The 21,555-nt window shown below is 48.1% G+C and carries 22 protein-coding genes; 13 read left to right on the forward strand and 9 right to left on the reverse strand.

The features are described 5' to 3' along the window. Nucleotides 1–5 precede the first annotated feature (5 nt). Complete coding sequence (locus tag M2403_RS15110; RefSeq protein ID WP_259229837.1) at nucleotides 6–974, forward strand: FAD:protein FMN transferase; 969 nt, start codon at nucleotides 6–8, stop codon at nucleotides 972–974. Here M2403_RS15110 and dcuR read toward each other — a convergent pair. From dcuR to M2403_RS15125, 3 genes are all read right to left on the reverse strand, one after another. After that, nucleotides 955–1,674 carry a two-component system response regulator DcuR gene (gene dcuR, locus M2403_RS15115; protein ID WP_152323879.1) on the reverse strand — a complete coding sequence of 240 codons (720 nt, stop codon included), beginning with the start codon at nucleotides 1,672–1,674 and terminating at the stop codon, nucleotides 955–957. The two genes, M2403_RS15110 and dcuR, sit on opposite strands and share 20 nt — an antisense overlap. Continuing rightward, nucleotides 1,671–3,290 (reverse strand): sensor histidine kinase, encoded by a 1,620-nt coding sequence (locus M2403_RS15120; protein WP_259229839.1) that lies wholly within the window; start codon nucleotides 3,288–3,290, stop codon nucleotides 1,671–1,673. The genes dcuR and M2403_RS15120 overlap by 4 nt, the downstream gene beginning before the upstream one ends. 253 nt (nucleotides 3,291–3,543) lie before the next feature. Then, nucleotides 3,544–3,861, reverse strand: coding sequence for an RcnB family protein (locus tag M2403_RS15125; protein ID WP_152323881.1), 318 nt, complete (start codon nucleotides 3,859–3,861; stop codon nucleotides 3,544–3,546). A 906-nt stretch (nucleotides 3,862–4,767) separates the two neighbouring features. Between M2403_RS15125 and M2403_RS15130 the strand changes: the two genes are divergently transcribed. After that, entirely contained in the window at nucleotides 4,768–5,208 is a 441-nt protein-coding gene (locus M2403_RS15130) for a DUF2231 domain-containing protein (RefSeq protein WP_165060357.1), read from the forward strand. After that, on the forward strand, nucleotides 5,205–6,509 hold the full coding sequence (locus tag M2403_RS15135; RefSeq protein ID WP_259229841.1) for a sorbosone dehydrogenase family protein: 1,305 nt from the start codon (nucleotides 5,205–5,207) through the stop codon (nucleotides 6,507–6,509). Before M2403_RS15130 ends, M2403_RS15135 begins: the two co-directional genes overlap by 4 nt. A 106-nt stretch (nucleotides 6,510–6,615) precedes the next feature. On the opposite strand, the gene M2403_RS15140 is transcribed toward M2403_RS15135, so the two are convergent. Both M2403_RS15140 and hha read right to left on the reverse strand, forming a co-directional pair. Next, a complete protein-coding gene (locus M2403_RS15140) occupies nucleotides 6,616–6,897 on the reverse strand; it encodes a hypothetical protein (protein WP_152323885.1) in 282 nt (93 codons plus the stop codon). Nucleotides 6,898–7,007: 110 nt separating this feature from the next. Next, complete coding sequence (gene hha, locus M2403_RS15145; RefSeq protein ID WP_259229844.1) at nucleotides 7,008–7,214, reverse strand: hemolysin expression modulator Hha; 207 nt, start codon at nucleotides 7,212–7,214, stop codon at nucleotides 7,008–7,010. 393 nt (nucleotides 7,215–7,607) lie between these two features. Here hha and M2403_RS15150 point away from each other — a divergent pair, with 393 nt between their 5' ends. The 6 genes from M2403_RS15150 (at nucleotide 7,608) to M2403_RS15175 (ending at nucleotide 13,660) form a co-directional block, all read left to right on the forward strand. Further along, a complete protein-coding gene (locus M2403_RS15150; protein ID WP_259229846.1) occupies nucleotides 7,608–8,135 on the forward strand; it encodes a fimbrial protein in 528 nt (175 codons plus the stop codon). An 87-nt stretch (nucleotides 8,136–8,222) separates the two neighbouring features. Next, complete coding sequence (locus M2403_RS15155) at nucleotides 8,223–8,900, forward strand: molecular chaperone (RefSeq protein ID WP_259229848.1); 678 nt, start codon at nucleotides 8,223–8,225, stop codon at nucleotides 8,898–8,900. 68 nt (nucleotides 8,901–8,968) lie between these two features. After that, the gene (locus M2403_RS15160; protein ID WP_259229849.1) at nucleotides 8,969–11,536 is read left to right on the forward strand and encodes a fimbria/pilus outer membrane usher protein; all 2,568 of its coding nucleotides are present in this window, start codon (nucleotides 8,969–8,971) and stop codon (nucleotides 11,534–11,536) included. Nucleotides 11,537–11,606: 70 nt separating this feature from the next. Continuing rightward, nucleotides 11,607–12,536 carry a fimbrial protein gene (locus tag M2403_RS15165; RefSeq protein ID WP_405047829.1) on the forward strand — a complete coding sequence of 310 codons (930 nt, stop codon included), beginning with the start codon at nucleotides 11,607–11,609 and terminating at the stop codon, nucleotides 12,534–12,536. Between the two features lie 73 nt (nucleotides 12,537–12,609). Further along, nucleotides 12,610–13,125: a fimbrial protein gene (locus tag M2403_RS15170; RefSeq protein WP_259229851.1), complete on the forward strand. Its 516-nt coding sequence runs from the start codon at nucleotides 12,610–12,612 to the stop codon at nucleotides 13,123–13,125. Between the two features lie 91 nt (nucleotides 13,126–13,216). After that, nucleotides 13,217–13,660 (forward strand): fimbrial protein, encoded by a 444-nt coding sequence (locus M2403_RS15175; RefSeq protein WP_259229852.1) that lies wholly within the window; start codon nucleotides 13,217–13,219, stop codon nucleotides 13,658–13,660. A 144-nt stretch (nucleotides 13,661–13,804) separates the two neighbouring features. Here the strand turns inward: M2403_RS15175 and M2403_RS15180 are convergent, their stop codons facing one another. Then, nucleotides 13,805–14,434 (reverse strand): helix-turn-helix domain-containing protein, encoded by a 630-nt coding sequence (locus M2403_RS15180; RefSeq protein ID WP_259229853.1) that lies wholly within the window; start codon nucleotides 14,432–14,434, stop codon nucleotides 13,805–13,807. A gap of 482 nt (nucleotides 14,435–14,916) precedes the next feature. Between M2403_RS15180 and M2403_RS15185 the strand changes: the two genes are divergently transcribed. The 3 genes from M2403_RS15185 to M2403_RS15195 all read left to right on the forward strand — a co-directional run bounded on the left by M2403_RS15185 (nucleotide 14,917) and on the right by M2403_RS15195 (nucleotide 17,909). Then, nucleotides 14,917–15,555 carry a helix-turn-helix domain-containing protein gene (locus M2403_RS15185; protein ID WP_152323894.1) on the forward strand — a complete coding sequence of 213 codons (639 nt, stop codon included), beginning with the start codon at nucleotides 14,917–14,919 and terminating at the stop codon, nucleotides 15,553–15,555. 33 nt (nucleotides 15,556–15,588) lie between these two features. Continuing rightward, nucleotides 15,589–16,167: a LuxR C-terminal-related transcriptional regulator gene (locus tag M2403_RS15190; protein ID WP_165060381.1), complete on the forward strand. Its 579-nt coding sequence runs from the start codon at nucleotides 15,589–15,591 to the stop codon at nucleotides 16,165–16,167. Between the two features lie 341 nt (nucleotides 16,168–16,508). After that, entirely contained in the window at nucleotides 16,509–17,909 is a 1,401-nt protein-coding gene (locus tag M2403_RS15195; RefSeq protein WP_259229855.1) for an ISNCY family transposase, read from the forward strand. A 107-nt stretch (nucleotides 17,910–18,016) separates the two neighbouring features. On the opposite strand, the gene M2403_RS15200 is transcribed toward M2403_RS15195, so the two are convergent. Then, entirely contained in the window at nucleotides 18,017–18,412 is a 396-nt protein-coding gene (locus M2403_RS15200) for a VOC family protein (RefSeq protein WP_115631800.1), read from the reverse strand. 385 nt (nucleotides 18,413–18,797) lie between these two features. Here M2403_RS15200 and M2403_RS15205 point away from each other — a divergent pair, with 385 nt between their 5' ends. After that, nucleotides 18,798–20,015, forward strand: a complete 1,218-nt coding sequence (locus M2403_RS15205) for an MFS transporter (protein ID WP_259229859.1) — start codon at nucleotides 18,798–18,800, stop codon at nucleotides 20,013–20,015. Nucleotides 20,016–20,069: 54 nt separating this feature from the next. Here the strand turns inward: M2403_RS15205 and M2403_RS15210 are convergent, their stop codons facing one another. Both M2403_RS15210 and M2403_RS15215 read right to left on the reverse strand, forming a co-directional pair. After that, entirely contained in the window at nucleotides 20,070–20,750 is a 681-nt protein-coding gene (locus tag M2403_RS15210) for a type 1 glutamine amidotransferase domain-containing protein (RefSeq protein WP_152323899.1), read from the reverse strand. 98 nt (nucleotides 20,751–20,848) lie between these two features. Beyond that, the gene (locus M2403_RS15215; protein WP_152323900.1) at nucleotides 20,849–21,454 is read right to left on the reverse strand and encodes a TetR/AcrR family transcriptional regulator; all 606 of its coding nucleotides are present in this window, start codon (nucleotides 21,452–21,454) and stop codon (nucleotides 20,849–20,851) included. Between the last annotated feature and the right edge of the window lie 101 nt (nucleotides 21,455–21,555).

Below are 21,555 nucleotides of genomic sequence, written 5' to 3' on the forward strand. Positions count from 1 at the left end.
ATCTGATGACACCAGACGAACGTGTTTATGCTTACTCCGCCGTTTTAATGGGTTCGCCCATTCTTCTCAAGCTGTTTGAACATAATGAAACTCTGGCCTCCAACGTTTTCCGGCTCATCAAACTTCAGGAAAACAAACTGACGGTTAACCGCCAGCAATCTGAAGTGATGTCGGTTAACCATGCGGCAGGCAATCACGCCGTTGCCGTCAGCAAACCGGTGTTTGACCTGATCAGCCGGGCGAAAGCCGTGAGCGTACAGGAAAACAGCAGTTTTAATTTCACCATCGGCCCGCTGGTGAAGCGCTGGAAAATCGGTTTTAGCGGCAACACCGTGCCTGCTGCCACTGACTTACAGGCGCTGCTGAAGATAACGGATCCGCATGACGTGATCCTCGACGAAGGAACGCAGTCCGTTTTTCTGCATAAAACGGGGATGGAAATTGATCTTGGCGCGATTGCCAAAGGCTATATTGCTGACGTGGTTCGGGATTTTTTGCGTGAACAGCATGTGACTCAGGCGCTCATCAATCTGGGTGGCAATGTGCAAACACTGGGCGCAGGGGCTGAAGGCGCCTGGGCGATTGGCCTGAAAAAACCATTTTCTGATCCGGAGTCGCTGATTGGCGTGATAAACGTGACGAACAAATCGGTGGTGACATCGGGTATTTATGAACGGTACTTCGAGCTAGACGGCCAGCGTTACCATCATATTCTCGACCCGAAAACCGGTTATCCGCTGGATAATGAGCTTCTCAGCGTGACGATTATTTCCGATGATTCGATTGACGGTGATATCTACACCACGCTGCTTTACGGCATGGGCGTGAAAAAAAGCCTCAGGTACTTGCAAAATGTCCCGCACATTGAGGCTGTTTTTGTCACGAAAGACCAGCAGATTATCTTCTCGTCGCAGCGGCAGTTTACGTTCACGCCGCTGGACCCGGAGTATCACATTACTGGCAGTATTGCTTAAGCAGCGAGTAATGATCGGCCTGTAAGCGATAGCGGTAAACTGGCCTGCCTGTCACGCCATAGTGAATGCTGGTGAAGAGGATGTTCATCTGTGCCAGCCATATCAGGTATTTACGACAAGACACCCGGGAAATATTCACTGAACTGGCGAGTTCGTCGGTGGAGAATTCCATCGTGGGATGCTCGTCAATCCACTGGCACAGCGTGCGCAGCGTTTGTGGCGTGAGGCCTTTCGGCAGCTTTTTGGATTCTACCGCCGCCGGGTTATTGCCATGAATTAACCGGTCAACGTCCGACTGCTCGTAATATTGCTGGTTATCCATCAGCGTTTTTTTCTGCTGCCAGCCCGTCAGTGCTTCCTCGAAACGGGAAAACTGGAACGGCTTGATCAGATAATCCACAACGCCGTAATTCAGCGATTTTTTGATGGTTTCAGCATCGGCGGCAGATGAAATCACGATCACGTCGATAGGGCGGCGGGCATCGCGCAGCTCAGGAAGTAAATCCAGGCCGTTGTCCTGCTGCATGTACACATCGAGTAAAATCAGGTCGATAGACAGTTCTGAATTTAAAACCAGATCTTTCGCCTGTTGTAACGTCGACGCCGTACCGCAGCACGCGAAGCCTTCAATCTGGCCCACGTAGCAGCGGTTCAATTCGGCTACCATGGCATCATCATCAACTATCAGCACATTGATCAAGAACTTGTCCTCTCACCATCCCAGGGAAGTTGTACAAAAAATTGGGTATACACATCGGGTTCGGATTCCACGTTAATGGTTCCGCCGAGGCTTTCAACTTGCTGTTTTGCAAGGAACAACCCCATACCCCGTTGATCACCCTTGGATGAAACACCTTTCTCAAATATCGCCTCGACGTTCGCCGGTGTAATCCCCGGTCCGTCGTCACTGACAACGCAGGCCAGCGAGCCATTCTGATAATGTAACAGCACGCTGACTTCGCCGTCCGGCTGGTCACCAAGCGCATCCAGCGCATTTTCGATCAGATTTCCCAGCACGGTGATCAGCGCCGCGACCTGATTTTCATTGTTGTTATCAGGCAACAGACTGTCGTCGCTGAGCGTCAGCAAATGCCGGGTATCCGAGGCACGGTTAATTTTACTCAGCAGGAATCCGGCGATGACCGGAGACTTGATTTTCAGCAGCAGTGATCCGATTTCAGCCTGATAATTATTGGCCGTTTTGAGAATGTAATCTTCCAGTTGCGCGTAACTTTTCATGTGCAGCAAACCCAGTATCACATGGAGTTTATTCATAAACTCATGCGAGCGTTCCCGCAGCGAATCGGCATAGTTTACCATGCCACTCAGGCGCTGCATCAACTGGCTGACTTCCGTCTTGTCCCTGAAGGTACAAATTGCGCCAATAATGCCGCCGTTATTGCGCACCGGCACGGTATTGCTCAGCAGCAAACGACCTTTGTAGTTAATCTCTTCGTCACGGCGCGGAACGCCGGTATTGAGCACGTCGCGCAGGTTGGCGATAAGCGGCAGGGAATCCGCATTCGGCTCCACGTCCGTGGCGGTTTCCTGAAATATCTGGCGGGCGGTCTGGTTGATGAGCGTCACATGTGCGTCCTGGTCAACGGCTATCACACCTTCTTTGATGGATTGCAGCATCGCCTGGCGCTGTTCGAACAGCGTCGAAATCTCATAAGGCTCCAGCCCGAACAGAATGCGTTTCAGCATTTTGACCAGGAACCAGGTGCCCAGTGCGCCAACCATCATGCCAAACAGCACGGTCCAGAGAATACTCCAGCGGCTTTTATTAATTTGCTCGGTGACTTTTACCAGCGAAATTCCGATGGCGACAACGCCGATTTGCTTGTGATGATCGTCATACACCGGCGTAAAGACGCGCAACGCTTTATCCAGCGTCCCTTTATTTATAGAGACATTTTCGTTGCCGAGCAGCGCGGGATTGATGTCATCCCCGATAAAATGATGACTGATCACATCCGTATTCGGGTGTGAGAAACGGATGCCGTCCATATTTGTGACAACGACAAACAGCAGGTCGTTGCGCTTTTGTACGGCGCTGGCAATCGGCTGGATTATCCCGCTGTCCGGAGAAAGGGAAAGGGCGTGTTTCACTTCGGGGGAATCCGCCAGCGTTCTCGCCACAGCCAGCGCTTTATCTTTGACGCCATCACGCGTGGTATCGCTGACCTGGACAAAATAAAGCAGATGAACAACCAGCAGCACGGAAGCAATCACAGCGCTGATCATCAGAATTACGGAAGTGCTGAGTTTCATGGGGTGCTTGCGCACTGATTGACGTTGCTGCGAGTCGCTCATGGGAGCCCCAAAGAGAAAAGAGCAGAATGCTCATGAATGATAATTAATAGTTCGCGTTAAACGTCCTGCGCCGATGTACTGACCCTGGCATGAACGATGAACTAACCCTGTTCAGCCATAATGATAAGTCTATTTGCTTGATCTTACCGCTATTTAATACTTTCTAAAGTGCGTTTTGCGGCGTGTCTTCCAATGATGCAAAGAAAAAAGGCCTGAATCTCTTCAGGCCTTACAGACACGAACGTAGAACGTCTTACTGGAAGTAGATATCGCCGTTTTCGGCTTTAGTGATCTTACCGTCAGTGTCGGTGATCAGCGCGTAGCTGCCGCCGATATATGTCCAGTGGGTGCCTGCATCCGGCGCAGGAAGATGACGTTCCTGCCAGCCGATGATTTCATAGGGCTTGGTGCGGTACAGCGCCGGAACCTGATCGCCAATCGAGTAAAGTTTGGAATCATCGTAGAACGATTTGATTTCATGAGAGTTTGACGCAGCGAACGCTGTATTGGCCAGTGGCAACAAGGAAGAAACAACCAGAGCCGATAACATAAAAATTTTAGAATGACGCATAGATTATCCCGTTTAAAACCATCAACGTAATGCCTGCCTCGGTGATATGCCGCCAATCCATTGTGTGAGCAGTAAAGCCGAAACCTGTGCTTTTTGTAGGACAGAATAATAACGAGAAAATCACCAAAGGACGGGGCGTTTTATTGTGTCTAAATGCAAATGAAGCGGGGTGCAGGTGCTTTTTTTTGGCTTCATTCAGAGTACGGTTTCTCAAAAACGCGGAAAATTCTTATTTTTGAGCCTGTACAGCCCGTTACGCAGCGGGTTTCAGCGGGAGAGCTATGATTGAGTTATCTGTACCTCGCTACAGATAACCACTGCATTTAATCCTTGTGTCCGAATGTGTGCTTGCCCGTGCTAATGCGGGCTTTTTTTATTTGCCAGATCGGCATAATATCCCGCCCCGCAAATCAATTTCTTTCCAAAAGCATGATAAAACGCGCTACGTTGGAGCTTCTTGATTCATGTGTCTGCAATATCCACAATAAGATTGTTCTGGTTATGTTATCTTGAATGCATTATTTTTTCTCATGCCGAGTTCATTCCATGCCGGATATCAGGATTGTTTGCGAACATTGTGGCTCAGACCGTTTTATTGCCGCGGTGAATTCTCCGTTGGCAGAAGTCGTACATTCCATCCAGTGCGCTGATTGTGCTCATCCTGTGAGAGTCGATGAAGTGGTCATCTTCAGAGACGGCACCTACATCAGCGGGACATTCGACACGTCATCAGGTACCCAGAACCGGTTGAATGATTTTGATATCTGACGCTAAATTCTTTAAGACCTGCTCTGTCATTCTTTCCGGCAGCATTCTTCAACTTTACTAATCTATTACAGGTACACCTGTTGGCTGTCGTGTCGATTTCCGGCATACACCGCTATGGATTAGTCAAAGGAGAAGGACATGCAAACCCACCCAAATTCGACGTGCCGTAAAATCGCAACGGCGCTGTACGAATTGTTAAACCCCATTCCGCTGGGATTTTTTGTCGCCGCCTGGATCTTCGATATTCTCTACATGAAAACGTTCATCAATATGTGGACTGATGCGGCCAACTGGCTGATTGTGCTGGGGCTTTTGATCGCGGTCATTCCGCGGCTGATCAATCTTATTCAGGTCTGGAGCGGCCCGAAATCCTTCGCTGACAGCGCAGTTAAGCTGCATTTTTGGCTGAATCTGGTGGCGGTCATACTGGCGATTTTCAATGCATTTATTCACAGCCGTGATGCTTATGCGGTGGTTCCTGCGGGCGTTATTCTTTCCACGGGAGTGGTGGTACTTATGCTTCTGGCGAATGTTCAGCTGGCATTACGTCTTCCTGTTGCGGGAGGGGCGATACGATGAAAATTTATCAACGCCTTTTATCCGCCTGCGTACTGGCTGCGTTGCTCAGCAGTTGTGATGACAGTTCGCAAATTGATCCCAAAAAACAGACCGGAGCAAATCCTGAACTGCCTGAGGCACAGAACTTTTTAATGCCGCCTATGAAAGTGCCGGAAGGTATTCCCTGGAAAAACGGTGAAATGCCCAAAGTCGCTGAGGGGCTGAAAATCGAGAAAATCGCCGAAGGGCTGAAACACCCCCGTCAGGTTTACGTTCTGCCCAACAATGATGTGCTGGTGGCGGAATCTAACGGTCCGGCGAAAAAACTCATCTTCCGTCCGAAAGAGCTGATTATGGGCATGGTGCAAAAGTCGTCGGGTAAAGGAGGCGAGGGCGGTAACCGTATTACCTTGCTGCGCAATACCGGCGGCAAGTGGGAAAAACATACGTTTATTGAGCATGTGAATTCACCGTTCGGCATTCAGCTGACGGGAGACACGCTCTGGATTGCCAGTGCTGACAGCCTGATCAAATATCACTATCAGACCGGTGAAACACACATCATCGCGCCGGGGGAAGTGGTCACTGAATTGCCGGGCGGCCCGATCAATCATCACTGGACTAAATCTCTGCTGGCAAGCCCGGACGGCAGCAAACTTTACGTCGGCGTCGGTTCGAACAGTAATATCACCGAGAATGGCATCGGCGCTGAAGACCGCCGAGCGGCGATACTGGAAGTGGATGCCGCGACCGGTGCCAGCCGGATTTATGCCAGCGGATTGCGCAATCCGACCGGTCTGCAATGGGAACCTCAGAGTGGAAAACTCTGGGCGGTGGTGAATGAGCGCGATGAAATTGGATCTGATCTGGTGCCTGATTACATGACATCGGTACAGGAACACGGTTTCTACGGCTGGCCTTACAGCTATTACGGTCAGCACGTAGATAAACGGGTAAAACCGCCGCGCCCGGATCTGGTAGAGAAAGCGATCAAGCCTGATTACGCGATAAGCTCACATGTCGCGCCGCTCGGATTGCTGTTCTATACCGGTGAAAATATGCCGCAATATCGCGACGGTGCGTTTGTCAGCGAGCATGGCAGCTGGAACCGTAAACCGCTCAACGGTTATCAGGTGATGTGGGTAAAATTCGAAAACGGTAAACCGGTGGGACTGCCACAACCGGTGGTAACGGGTTTCCTGACGGACGATCAGAAACAGGTTCGCGGTCTGCCTGTCGGGCTTGCCATGGATAAGCAGGGTGGCGTGCTGATTGCAGATGATGCGGGCAACGTGGTCTGGAGGGTGAGTCAGGCTCGGTAAAAATGCAGTCACGGAATGCGGTCAGGATGCCTGCATTCCGTGATTAAAAGAGTGCCTTTCAGCATAGCATTCCCAGAGTTAGTGAGATGCTGTTTTGACAAGTACTTCATAAACTCAGCTGGTTAGCCGATGTATTTACGATAATGTCCAGACCCTCCCCAATACTGATGATATCCCGGCGATAATAATATTGAATAGTTCCTGAGGCATACAGACTTTTACTTGGTGTGAGAAGTACCATGCATGGAAATACTTCCGGCATTTCAGCCTGTAGGTCAGTTTCAATTTCATCTGGAGAGAGAATAGCAGGGTCGGACTCCTTATCCAGAGAAAGGTATTCGTTTATAAACCACGTTCTGTACTCGTATTCATTCTTTAGAAGTTTCATCAGGTGTGCCTTTTGTAAATAGTATGATTCTCTTTAAAAAGAGACCTTTATGTAATGTTGGAATTAAAAAATTTAGATAATATTACGCAGGAGTTCCGAATGCGTGGCGATCATTTTACCAGTGACCATACGCTGGCCGGGACTTTATCGAAATTTTTCCCTACTGTCAGTTCGGCTAACCGGTGGTCAACGGCAGAATAAAAAGCCTCATCCTGCGAAGCTCCGGTTTCATTATACTTGTGATACTCAATGATTTTCTCGAGTGTATCAATGCTTTGGCATTGCCTGAGCTTTAACAGCCAATCGAGCTTATTCATTTTAAGCCCCTCACTTTAATAAAATGTCAGTTTAAGAGAAGCTTATATTAAACCTTTAATTCTTTTCCTGCTATTGGTGTTAATGAGTAAAAAAAACACCGCGATCCAATTTTGTACTATCGGTTCATTTATAGTCGAATAAACGATTGATGGGCGGGGGATACCTATGGATAATGCGTCCAACAGTTAAGTAAGAGTGTTGAAAAAACTGTTAATACGTAGAGAGCAAACTTGCTGGCTTCTGTTAACAATAGTTGGATTCATTTATATCTGTCTTCTTGCTGTAATTTAAAAAAGTCTAACCGTTATTTAGGAAACGCCGGGAAATACCATATTGCATGGTAGTGCCAAACTATTTGGTCACTGGCAAAATTAATCACAAAGGAATATATCATGAAAAAGAATCTTATTGTTGCTGCTCTCGCGTCTTTATCCGTACTGTCTGCAGCGTCTGCTTTTGCTGCTGATGGTCAGGTTAATTTTAAAGGTGAAATCATTGATTCCGCTTGCACAGTAGCCAATACCCCCGCAGCTCCGTTGGATGTGACCCTGGGCCAGGTTCCTAAGTCATCTTTTGCATCAACCGGTGATACTGCAGCGCCAACCAAGTTCACTCTGAAACTGACTAACTGCCCTGCAACCGTCACTAAAGCTTCTGTGAAGTTTGATGGTACTGCTGCAAACGGTGATAACAGCGTGTTGGCTCTGACCCAGGAAACTGGCGTTGCTACCGGTGTTGGCGTCCAGATTACTGATTCTAGCGATAAAGTTCTGCCACTGTATACCGCATCAGCTTCTTACCCACTGGTAGAAACTGCTGAAAACAGCCTGAACTTCGTAGCACGTTATATCTCTACTGCCAGCACTGTAACTGCAGGTCCTGCAAACGCAGTAGCAAGCTTCACCGTTAACTATAACTAATCCACACGTTGATATTTGACGTGTTAAATATTAAGCCGGTGCATTAAGTGCACCGGTTTAATTCACAAAATATTTGTGGAATAAACAATGAAATTAATACCAAGTCTATTAACCGCCGCGCTGCTTTTTTCTGTATGTAGTGCGCATGCAGGAGTTCTTGTTGGAGGCACCCGTATGATTTATAGCGGTGCGAAGAAGGAGTCTTCACTGAGTGTCAACAACCCGGATACCGTCCCTTATTTAATCCAGTCTTGGGTTGAAACGCCGGGTAGTGGTGCTGAGAAAGCCCCCTTCATTATCACGCCGCCCCTTTTCCGATTAGACGGTGGACAAGATAACGTATTACGCGTTGTTCGTGCGGGGGGGGATCTACCTGAAAATCAAGAGTCTCTATATTGGCTCAATATTAAATCTATTCCATCTTCAGTTAAACAGTCTGAAAAAAATACGCTACTGGTGGCTGTGAAAACACGAATAAAACTTATTTATCGACCGCAAGGCATTAAAGGAGTACCGGAAGATATGGCGCAGAGTTTGAAATGGCAGGTAACAGGAAAACAGCTAAAAGTGATCAACTCTACGCCGTTTTATATGAATTTTCTGCAGGTAAAACTCGGCAATACTGAAGTGAATGATGCGACTTATGTCGCGCCAATGAGCAGTGCAAGCTTTGCACTTCCGGCAGGAGTATCAGGCAATAATGTTCAGTGGAAAATTATCAGTGATTATGGCGGCATCGGCCCTGAACATTCTGTTTCCCTATAAAAATTATAAACCCGCTTTGACATCAGGATGATTCCGCAGGTTTTCTATTTTAGATATTGGATCGAAAAATGAGTCTTCAAAATTATAAGGCAGTAAAAATAAATAGACTGGTTTTATTAATTTCTTTAGCTTTGGGAACGATATCGTTTAATACCTTTGCCGGGGACTATTTTAATCCTGAATTATTGCAAATAGATAATCCGCAACAAGGTGCGACGGATCTCTCTATATATGAAAGCCAAGGGGGACAGGCTCCGGGTACCTATCACGTTGATATTTTTATCAATAATGAACAGGCCGATACCCGTGATGTGGTCTTCAAACTTGTCGCCGGTGAAGATGGCAAAGAAACCTTACAGCCCTGTCTGAGTACGAAATCGCTGGCGGCGATGGGCGTCAAGACAGAACTGTTTCCTGACCTGGGGGACGGAGAATGTGTGTCGCTGAGCGCCATTCCTATGGCACATGCTGAATACCGTTTCGGTCAGCAGCAGCTGTTGTTAAGTATTCCCCAGGCAGCGGTGTCCCAGGCAGCGCGCGGATATGTTGCCCCGGAAATGTGGGACAACGGTATTACCGCCATGATGTTGAATTACAGCATCACGGGAGCGAATAATTATGCGCGCAACACTAATGCACAGGATAACGACAGTCAGTATGTGAACCTGCGCCCTGGTATCAACATAGGGCCATGGCGCTTGCGTAACTATTCGACTTACAGCCGCAGTTCCGACAGTCAGTCGCAGTGGGATACCGTCTATACCTACGCACAGCGCAGTATTATTTCTCTTAAAAGTCAGATGTTAATTGGGGATTCAAGTTCACCGGCAGACGTGTTTGACAGCGTACCTTTTCGTGGCGCGCAGTTAGCCTCTGATGATGACATGATCCCTGATAGTCAGAAAGGCTATGCCCCGGTGGTGCGTGGGATTGCAAGAAGCAATGCACAGGTCATTATCCGTCAGAACGGCTACGTGATTTATCAGAGTTTCGTTGCACCAGGGGCATTCGAAATTACCGATATGTATCCGACCGGCGGCAGCGGTGACTTATTTGTCACCATCAAAGAAGCAGACGGCAGTGAACAGACGATGGTGGTGCCCTTCGCTTCGTTACCCGTTCTGCAGCGTGAAGGCCGTTTAAAGTACTCGGTGACGGGCGGTAAGTACCGTTCCTATGACAGCAGCGTGGATAAGACCCCATTTATGCAGGGAACGGCGATTTACGGTCTGCCGCTCGGTTTTACGATGTACGGCGGCACCCAAGCTGCCAGTCATTACCAGTCAGCGGCGCTGGGCATGGGTAAAAACCTGGGTGACTATGGTGCTATCTCCGTTGATATCACTCAGGCCCTCTCAACCGTCAAGGATCAGGATAAACGCAGCGGTCAGTCTATGCGTGCGCGTTACAGCAAGGATATTTTGCAGACGGGCACCAACGTGACCATCGCCGGGTACCGTTACTCAACCTCGGGTTATTACAGCCTGCAGGATGTTATGGATTCTTATCGCAGCGGTCAGGATAACCCGCTGTTAGAGAGGCAGAAAAACCGAACTGAATTGTCAATGAACCAGAACCTGTGGGAAAACGCCGGTACGGTGTCTGTCAGCCTGATTAACGAAGATTACTGGAACAGCGGCCGTAACATGCGCTCTGTGACGTTGGGGTACAACAATTCCTGGCAGGGCATCAGCTATGGTCTGAACTACAGCTATAACGAAAATTCCACGGCGCAAAACGGCAACGATAACGCCAACAGTGGCGGGAGCAGTGGACGGATTTACGACCGTGACCAGGTGTTTGCCTTCAACATCAGTATTCCGCTGTCACGCTGGATGAGCAATACCTACAGCAGTTACAGCCTGAGCTCCAGCCAGAAGGGCAACACGACGCAAAACGTCGGCCTGAACGGTACTGCGCTTGAGGATAACAACCTGAGCTGGAGTGCGCAGGAAAGTTACGGCAGCAAAGGGACGGGCAACGGCGGCAACCTGAATGCGGATTATCGCGGTACCTATGGCGAAGTGAACGGCGGCTATTCCTATGATAAAGACAGCGAGCGTCTGAACTACGGTCTGCAAGGCGGCATCCTGGTTCATGAGAATGGTATGACGTTAGGCCAGCCACTGGGTGAAACCATCGCCCTGATTAAAGCGCCGGGAGCAGGCAATGTGGGCGTCAGTAACCAGACCGGCGTGAAAACCGACGGGCGGGGTTATGCCATCGTGCCTTATACCTCGCCTTACCGTAAAAACTCGGTACAGCTGAATACCGAAACGCTACCGGACGATGTCGATTTAACCTTAACGAGTCAGACGGTGATACCCACCCGTGGTGCGGTGGTTCGGGCAAACTTTAACGCCAGCGTGGGTCAGCGGGTGTTAATGACCTTAATCCGCCAGAACGGTACACCAGTGCCGTTTGGCTCAACCGTAGCTGAGCAGTCTCAAAAAGACGCTCAGGCTTTTATTGTGGGTGATGAAGGGCAGGTTTATCTCACAGGGCTGGAAAGCGAAGGAACACTGACGGCCAAATGGGGTAATGATTCAACGGAACAATGTCAGGTGAATTATAAGCTGACAAAAGAAGCCACTAAAGATGCCAGCATTATAATAATGAAGATGCAGTGTCAGTAATTACGCACTCACTGTACTACTGGCATTACCCTTTGAAATAGTTGTTATAAATAAATAGTCGGTGATTATTATGTGGAAAATATTACTTATTATAGTGTGCAGCATCTGGAGTCAGGTCTCTCTGGCGGCTCCAGCATGCGGCGGGCTGGCTGGAGGCGTAGTCACTTTCTCTCCTGGTACAATTTATGAGTCGCCAGATATGCCTGTAGGGAGCACGCTATACACGTCGGTTTCTCCAAGTGTAATGATACTTCAACGATGTACCGGGGACCCGAGCGCACAACCTCAAATGGTATATGCCACAGGAATAAAAAGTAGTTATGGTCAGAACGTTTATGAGACGGGCATTCAGGGGGTGGGAGTCCGAGTTAAAATATGGGGAAGATATGCTGTGAATCCACTGCCCTTACCGATTTGGACTCTTTATGAAAATGATAATGTAATGTCCGGGCCAATAACTCTGGAACTCATTAAAACAGGCCCGGTTTCCGGAGGGATAATGCCCAATGGAGTATTAATACGGGAAAATCTAGGGGCAGGCTATGGAAGCCCTTTAAGTCCTTCAATCACTAACACAATCGTTCAGTCAAGTACATGTAGTGTGAGCACTAAAAATATACAGGTCAAGTTGGATGATGTTATCGCAGCCGAAATGGAGAATGTGGGTAGCACGTATAATCCAAAGAATTTTACCGTTGGTCTCAATTGTGATTTAGGTGCACGCGTAAGCGCTACGCTCACTGGTACGAAAAATACGGACACCAACGCAGACGGCGTTTTGAAAATAAGCAATGCAGGAAGTAACGGCGTGGCGGATGGGGTCGGCATTCAAATCCTTTACAATAATGTACCGATGCCGCTGAATAAATTACTTTCACTTAAAACCTTTACCAATGAAATTGAAAACATACCTTTTACCGCACAGTATTACCAGACTAAAAGTACAGTAACTATGGGTTCAGTAAATGCCACTGCGACCCTGGACATAACTTATCAGTAATCAATCCATCTTATTAAAAATGGATGAGCACATTCTATTTGTAATCAACTCATAACGTACTACAGGAAATATCATGAATAAATTATGTAAAGCTTCAGCTATCACGCTGATCCTCGCCGCTGCGGGTATGTCTGCCGCTCATGCTGAGCCGGTTAATATCAACGTGACCGGTAATGTCGTGGCATCACCTTGTGTGGTCAACAACAGCAAAACCAGTTATGACGTCGACCTGGGGCAGACGATTCAGGCCGCCGACCTGGCTACCGCTGGGGCAGCAACCACTCCGGTTGCGTTTGACCTGACCATGGCTTCCTGCCCGACAGGCACCAAAAAGGTTATTGTGACCTTTACCGGTACCGCGGACACCGATCAGCCGACCATGTATAAAAACACCGGTACCGCGACCCCGCTGGCGGTGGAACTCTCCAGCGGCAGTACGGTTCTCAGCAACAACGGTACGCTGACCAAAGACGTCGCCGCAGACAAAACGGTGACCTACAACCTGAGCGCACGCGCGGTGACGGCGACCGGCAGCGTGATGCCAGGCACTATCGTGTCGGTCATTCAGGCAAACTTCACTTATAACTAAGACCGCAATGTGGGAGGCCTGAATGCATCAATGGATGAAACATACACTGTTAATCTTTATAGCCGGAATATGGAGCTTAGACGTTCAGGCCATGGATCTGAATATAGGCGGCACCGTGGTTGCCAGCGCCTGCCAGGTGGATAATACGTCGGTTAATCAGGTGGTCGATTTTGGGCAGCTGCGCAGTACGGATTTAAAAGAGCCTGGCTCGGCGTCCGAATGGGCTCCTTTTACCGTGAAACTGATTAATTGCCCGTCCACTACCCACAGTGCGAAGGTCACCTTAACGGGGACGCCTTTTACTGACGGTCCTGATCTGTACGGTAACAGCGAAACGGCCAAAAATATTGCCGCACAAATTGCGCTGGATAATGATAAAACGGTGGTAATAGCAAATGGCAGCAGCGTGACCGTGATGGTCGATGCGAAACATTCTGTCGTTTACAATTTTGTTGCCAGGCTATACAGCGTTAATGGTAATACTTCCAGCGGGACATTCAGCAGCATTGTGCAGATGGGTTTTACCTACAATTAATGTTTCACAATGGATGCTATAGAACGAAAAACTATAGCATCCCTTTTATCTGGTCAGCCTTATCCGCAAAGATATCAGAAGGGACTTTTAGCGAACACATCATGCTGGTGAGCTCAGTTCCTGATAAATTCAAAAGAGCTCACGTTAAAATTTTTCAGGGAGATGATTAATTTTTATCAGCAAACCTCTTTTTACAATAATGTAGCCACCTTTATTAAGCTGAGCTAACATTTTCATAATCACGCTTCTTGACAAATTCGTTCTCTCTTTAATATATCTTTCCGCGGTTGTAGCCGCGCGCACTTCAAAATCTTCCTCGATTAAACCACGGAGATAGTTACAAACAAGGGTATAAGTCGGCACGGACGTGTTTTGCTGCAAATATTGCTGATACCGCGTAGCCATATACATCAGAAAGCGTGTGGTACTTTCCCACAGATGATTTTCGCCCACCGTATGCAGCACAGCATCGACAGGTGCAAGAATGTACCTGATAGGGCCAATCGCACGCACTGTCAGTGAATTGTCATCATGCCAGAAATCGCTTAGCCCCATGATCCCCGGCGCATTAAAGTCAGTAAACGTCAGCTCATCACTCCCGCGGTTAAGGCCACACTGTCCTTCAGCAAGCAGAAAACACATTCTCTGACCGTTGAAATTGAGATTAAACCGGTCACCATTGCGTGCTTTAAGCAAAGGAAATGCGGGTTCAAGAGCATCTATAATTGCCTGAATGTGTTCAACAGGTTTTTCAGCATTTTTATGATTTTCCAAAGGAATTTCCTCATTTCTCTCAACGCAGATGATGAGTATAGTTTAATTCGCGTTGCCGAAGGTCATGGCAACATAATTATTGTTGTTTTCCAGATCCTTATCAGTGTTCACCGGTTCCTGAAGCACACATGTCACACAATGACAGTCTTCCGTCCATCATCAGGGATGACGCTATAAAAAGTGTATTCTGCACCTAAAATACAAATTTAATTTCAGGATCCAATTTTGGATGTAAGGTATATAACTGGCACGGGAATTTATTGAAGGAGGAAAGTCGTTAGAGCATAATGCCTGTGATTTAAACGGGGTTTGTTTATTTTTAAGAAAACATAAGATACTACTCTGTGATTGTTTATTTTAAATCCAATGATATCCCATAAGCCATGGGGGCCAGATATTTGTCATTTTTCTAAACGTGATACTTCTGATAAAGGCAGGCGATATATAAATGGGGTGTCTCATCATAACTCGGGGTAGAATATATGTATGATTATACTAAAACATTGTACCATAATTCACATCCTCAAGAAGTTGAAGATATTTTCAATTTCATCAAGGAGATTTGTCCCGTAAAAAAAGGGCGAGCGGGGCAACGTTTTACATTGCAGCAAAATAATATAAAAATGTGCCTGATATTATATCAGGGCACATGTATTATTCGCAGAATTAAAGATTCCCTGGTGTTATCGACGATCAAAGCACCGAACATGGTAGGGTTGTATGATTTGTATCATGAGAAATCTGAGATACAGGTTATTGCAAACAGTGATATTGAATTCAGGTTGGTAAGCATCGAAGAATTATTGAAATACACCGATCAACATCATCAGTGGAAGAACTTTTGTTATTTTTTATTGCTCTCCGCTACCCGGTTTTGTGATTATCAAAAAGAAAATGCCGGGATAAGCAACTATGAGTTGATTTGCAATATGCTTACTTCGCTGGAGAATGAAAGCTTTGAGATAAGGGCCACCACCACAGCATTAGAATATATTCAGGAGCGAAGCAAGCTTTCACGAAGCGGCATAATGAAAACCCTCTCCACGCTGAGGGAAGGAGGCTATATTACGATTAAAAATGGCCTGCTTATTAATATATTGTATTTGCCCAAGAAATTCTAGGTAAAGGAATAGTTATTTTAACTAAGGGACAGGATGAAATTATACATTTTGACACAAAATCAGTACATGTTTATGGGCTTAAAACACCTGCTCTGTTTTTACCTGGATAGAGAGTGCATACAGCTTGATCCTAAAGATGAAACGAATATCGATATTTACAGATCAAGTTCGGCATCTGATATTTTCTTTGTTATACCTGATGGTGAATATCTGGATCTATTATCTTTGATCCATCTGCATCATAGTCATTCACCTGTACTTATCGCAAATAACGATATTGCCTGGAAAGTGAGCGCGGTATTTGATTTTTCACCCTTACCGCAAAAATTTATGTTAGGTGACATACTCCATGGGCTCTGTTTTTTAAAGATAAAAAAGAAATTAATCCAATTTCCGCGCATGACAGAAAGAGAGAAAAAGGTGCTGTTATTAGTGAAAAAAGGGTATGCCATCCCGAGGATCAGCAGCTTAATGAACATAAAAAGAAAAACGGCCTTACATCACCAGCTGAATGCCTTGAAAAAAGTGGGTATAAAGAAAACACACCACATTTTTAAGCTCCCGAAGAACTATATCCGTTATCTTTGTGGCCCCGTAGATACTACCGCATAAGTCGGCAGTTTGAATGTTTCATGAAAATGGTCCGGTTTTACCCTCAGTAGCAACGGTGGACATGTCACGCAGACATTCATCACTTTCGCGCCAGTGCCGGGCCTTTTCATGCTTTCGATGGAAATGGGGGGGGCCGCTGGCTGCCAAACCGAGCAAAAGGGAGTGGAACGGGATTGAGTGCGCGACCTGATATTGCATTTAACATAATCATGATTATGCGCACCAAATCTGTAGAGGCTCAATGCTAATGTCTATTTGTGGCTCATTAGGAATGTCCAGGCTATAGTTTTCAAACCTGTATGTCTGGTCAACGACTCACTTTTCCTGATGAGGAGTTTTCTATGGCTATACATGACGCCGGGATGTTCACCGTGAAAGAAATCAACCGCCTCAAAATCCTTCAGGATGTCATTGAACGTAACCTGCGTCCTGGTCAGGCTGCGGAGATGCTCGGGATCACGCCGCGCCATTGCAGTCGCCTGCTGAAACGTTATCGCCAGTCCGGGCCGCTTGGTATGAACAACCAGAGTCGCGGTCGCACTGGCAACCGCCTGTTGCCCACATCACTGACTGACCAGGCTCTGAGTATCATACGAGAACGCTACCGTGATTTTGGCCCCACGCTAGCCAGGGAAAAACTGGAGGAAGTCCACGGTCTGGTCTTGGGTAAAGAAACTATCAGACGGCTCATGATAAAAGCCGGACTCTGGATCCCGCGCAAACAACGGCCGCCGAAAATTTATCAACCCCGTTACCGGCGGCCATGTACTGGCGAGCTGATACAAATTGACGGCTGTGACCATCACTGGTTTGAAAACCGGGGTCGGCCCTGTACGGCACTGGTCTATGTCGACGATGCCACCAGTCGTCTGATGCATTTGCTGTTTGTGAAATCTGAGTCCACCTTTACCTATTTTGAAGCGACGCGGGGCTATATCGAGAAATACGGTAAACCGATGATCCTCTACAGCGATAAAGCCAGCGTATTCCGGGTCAATAATAAGCACGCCACCACCGGCCCCGGAGAAACCCAGTTTGCCAGGGCCATGCGATGCCTCAATATCACCCCACTCTGCGCGGAAACCAGCCAGGCAAAGGGTCGCGTTGAACGTGCTCACCTGACACTTCAGGACCGGCTTGTTAAGGAGCTCAGACTTAAAGGGATCAGTACGATAGAAGCGGCTAATGCATTTGCGGAAGAATACATGGCGGATTATAACCGGCGCTTTGCCAAAGCCCCCTTGCATGATTTTAACGCGCACCGGTCGCTGACATTAGACGACGACCTGGATGCTGAATTTACCTGGCGAGAGCCACGGCGGGTGTCAAAAAACCTGACCGTACAGTATGACAAGATGCTTTATCTGATTGAGGACAGTGAATACAGTCGAAGGGCCATCGGCAAGTACATCGTTGTCTGGCATTATCCTGACGGGCATAAGGAACTGAGACTGAATGGAGTACTACTTCCCTACTCCACCTATGATCGATTGTCTGAAGTTGATCCCGTCGCGATTGTTGATAACAAAAGACTGGGCCATGTTCTGGACGTTGCCCGTCAGGTCCAGAGAAAACGGGACAATAATCGCTCACAATCGTTACCTTCCTCTGGTGATGAGCCTTCCCGCAGACGGCATGCTCCCAGTATTAACAAATCGCAGCGTTCTCTGAATGAGGATGACTTGCTCGAAGCAATGATAAAGCTTCAGGGCAGCTCTGAGGCTATTTTTGGTAAAAGATGATCCTTAGGCAACTTGACGGCCCTCAAGGGCTGCCATGAGCGAAGAGCGGAAGCGACATCGGTTACCGGCTACATATTGATAAAGTAGCCGGGAGACAGTTTTTAGCCTTACTTGTTCTGATAAAGATCCCAGCGGTTGCCGTAAAGGTCCTCAAATACGACAACTGTACCGTATACCTCATCACGAGGTTCCTCAGAAAACTCTACACCTTTTGATTTCATAGCGTTGTAGTCGCGCCAGAAATCATCTGTCTGGAGAAAAAGAAATACCCTACCGCCGCATTGGTTGCCGATGAATCCTTCCTGCCTCTCATTTGAAGCTCGTGCCAGAAGAAGATTGCAATCGCTTTCTGGGTTGGGGGAAACGACTACCCAGCGTTTTCCTGGCTGTGGAATATCCTCAACAAGGGTAAACCCCAGCTTTTCCGTGTAATACTCAATTGCCCGATCATAGTCATCAACCACGATGGCCACATATCCCATACATCGTTTCTGTGTTCTCATTTCTGCTCCGTCTGATTTCAGGCATAGCACCCCAGAAGCATCTTTTTAACACAAACGATCCTTACTTGCCGCATGGATTGGTCCTAAGTGCTGATGTCTGCTGTTGGCACACAGCAGACATTTCTTCGTTATGATGCCCTGGACATTTCTAACGAGCCACAGATTAGACAAATCTAGTGAGCTTTGACAAAAATCTGTAAGTCCCATTTTATCCAAAATCTCATCAAAATCTTTCGATCTCTTGCCCATTACGTACATGCCGGGCTTGAAAATCACATCATCTTTGATTATTTTGGCAGTGCCTTCTGAAGGTCGTAAGCGTTTACGTTAACCAACGCGCATCTCCCGCTTAACCGTGGGCAATCTGATGTGCAGGTAACGATAAATGTCTAAATTTTTTCTCCCGCTTTTTTCATTTCGACGTCCGCATGTTCTGGGATTCATCCTCTATTTTCTCGCTGGTTTTGCAGACGGCCTGATGGTGCCATTTTTTCCGCTTTGGGCGCAACACACGGCGGCAATTCCGGTCGGGCTGATCGGCTTACTGTTTGGCTGTTATGCGGGTGGCGAACTGATTGCCGCGCCGTTCATTGGCGGCATTGCTGACCGCGTTGGCCGCAGGCCGGTGCTTATACTCTCGGCTACCGGCGTTGGTCTGGGGTTTATTGCGCTCTATTTTACGCATGGCGTCATTGAAGCCGCATTAGTTCTGGTGGTCATCGGGATTTTTGAATCTGTCTTACACCCAACGATATACACACTGATCGCTGATGTAACACCGGCTGCTGAGCATCGTCACCAATTCAGTATCGCGCGTGTTTGCTCATATGCTGGGGGGATTTCGGGTCCGCTGCTGGGTGCTGTCATCGTGCAAAGCAGTCTGGGTGACGTGTTTATGGCCAGCGGAATTGCTCTGTTGTGTGGCGCCGTTCTGCTGATTCTTTGCCTGCCAGAAACCCGGAAACATGGCGATGAACCGGATGACGAGGAAGATGAAGGTTTTGCCGCTTTGTTGCCCGCTTTTCGCGACCGGCGGCTCGCCATTTTGTTGTTCTGGGCTCTGCTGCTGGGTGTTTCAGGCAGCTGGGTTGAAGCCATTTTACCGCTCTATGCCCATAATCAGCTGGGAATGAGTGACACGGATGTCGGCCTGTTGTTCACCTTTGGCGCGGTGCTCAATACTTTCGGGCAGATCACCCTGACTAAATTGTTTTCCCGACGCTCACCTCTGTTCATCGTACTCAGTGCGGGGCTGACGTTGATCCTGGCTTTCGGTGTACTTTTAACATCTCCGAATATTCTGGCTCTGGTTGTAGCCGTTTGTTTCTATTCTCTGTCACAGATGATGGTCGGCCCGCTGATGCCTGCCGCCGTCAGTCAGCTGGCACCGGTCAGATTGCGCGCGACGTATATGGCGGCGCTGTCGGTGGTCAGTGATTTACGTGATTCGGTGGGGCCAGCAACGGGAACTGCACTGTTCGCGGTAGCTTATTCCCTGCCGTGGATGCTAGGTATTCCGGTTGTGGTAGTGGCCGCGCTGGGATTAGGTATCTCATTGTCAAAACGAAGTAAATCTTCAGTTCAGAACTCTGAAAACGTGTAAACATCCTAAACTGAAGGTGACAGGAACGTCCTGTCACCTTCATTCAATTATCGCTTACGCCGACAGTTGTTTGATCAGCACTTCTGCCGTTTCCGTCGAGGACATCGGGTTTTGTCCGGTGATCAGCAGGCCGTCGCGGACGACATACGAACTCCAGTCAGCGCCTTTGGAATAGTTCCCGCCCTTCGCAATCAGCTCGTCTTCCACCAGGAAAGGCACCACGTCCGTCAGGCCGACCGCCTCTTCTTCCGTATTGGTAAAACCAGTGACTTTTTTGCCTTCCACCAGCGGTTTGCCGGCAGGTGTTTTTACATGACGCAATACGCCGGGAGCATGACAGACAAGCGCAACGTGTTTATCCGCCGACAGGAATGCTTCGATGAGTGCGATTGAGTTTTTATCTTCGGCAAGATCCCACAAAGGACCGTGGCCGCCCGGATAGAAAACGGCGTCGTAATCTGCCTGCGAAACGCTGTCGAGGCGAACCGTTGCAGCCAGTTGCGCCACGGCATCCGTATCGGCTTCGAAACGATGAGTCTGTTCGGTCTGGAAATCAGGCTCATTGCTTTTCGGATCTAACGGCGGATTCCCCCCCTTCGGCGAAGCCAGCGTGATTTCAGCGCCAGCATCCTTGAACGCATAGTATGGCGCTGCCAGCTCTTCGAGCCAGAAACCTGTTTTACGTCCGGTATCGCCCAGCTGGTCGTGTGAGGTTAAAACCATAAGAATCTTCATTGTAAATCTCCAGTGTAGTAGGTAAAAACGACCAAGTAGACCAGTCGTCTATTTATCGGGTAAATAAAAAACGGTGAACCTTTTGTGATACACCCCCGTCAGGGGGCGGTATGAATAATTTGCTGCGTCATGCTCATAGCCGAATCGAACGGGCCGGTATTGCGGACAATCTTAACCATAATGCTGGCACCGACCCAGAGCTGATAAAGGCTCTCTGCGACACGAGCGGGCTCATCATCAATGCTCAGGGAGCCTTCTGCGACGCCGGATTCTAACGCCAGCGTCAGGCGCGATATTATCCCTGATGTCCCTGCCTGTAAGGTTAAGCGCATACTGTCGGACAAATCCGCCACTTCTGCGCCAAGTTTCACGGCAAGGCATTTCCCCTGGCAGTCAAAAAATGACTGTGACTCCTGCCATTGCTGCCAGTAATTCATCAGGCGCTGCGACATCTTCAGGCCCGGCTGGCTCAGCGTGCTGTCAAGCTGCGCCAGATAATCGTCAAAATAGCGCTCAAGCATCGCCGCGCCAAAGGCCTCTTTCGAACCGAAATAATGGTAGAAAGACCCTTTAGGCACGCCCGCGTCCTTGAGGATTTCATTGAGCCCGACCGCCGAAAACCCCTTACCGGCCATAATTCGCTGGCCAGTCTCGAGAATGTGTTCGCGGACATCATTGTTATGGTGCTGAGTTGCTGTCGTCATGAGGCTAAACTATCAGCGATTAGACCAGTCGTCTACAAATAAATTAAATGAATTGTCTTTTGCCCAAAAAAAGAGGCCGATCGTCAGATCCGCCTCTTTCA

Source organism: Rahnella sp. BIGb0603 (assembly GCF_024808755.1).
Taxonomy (GTDB): Bacteria; Pseudomonadota; Gammaproteobacteria; order Enterobacterales; family Enterobacteriaceae; genus Rahnella; species Rahnella contaminans.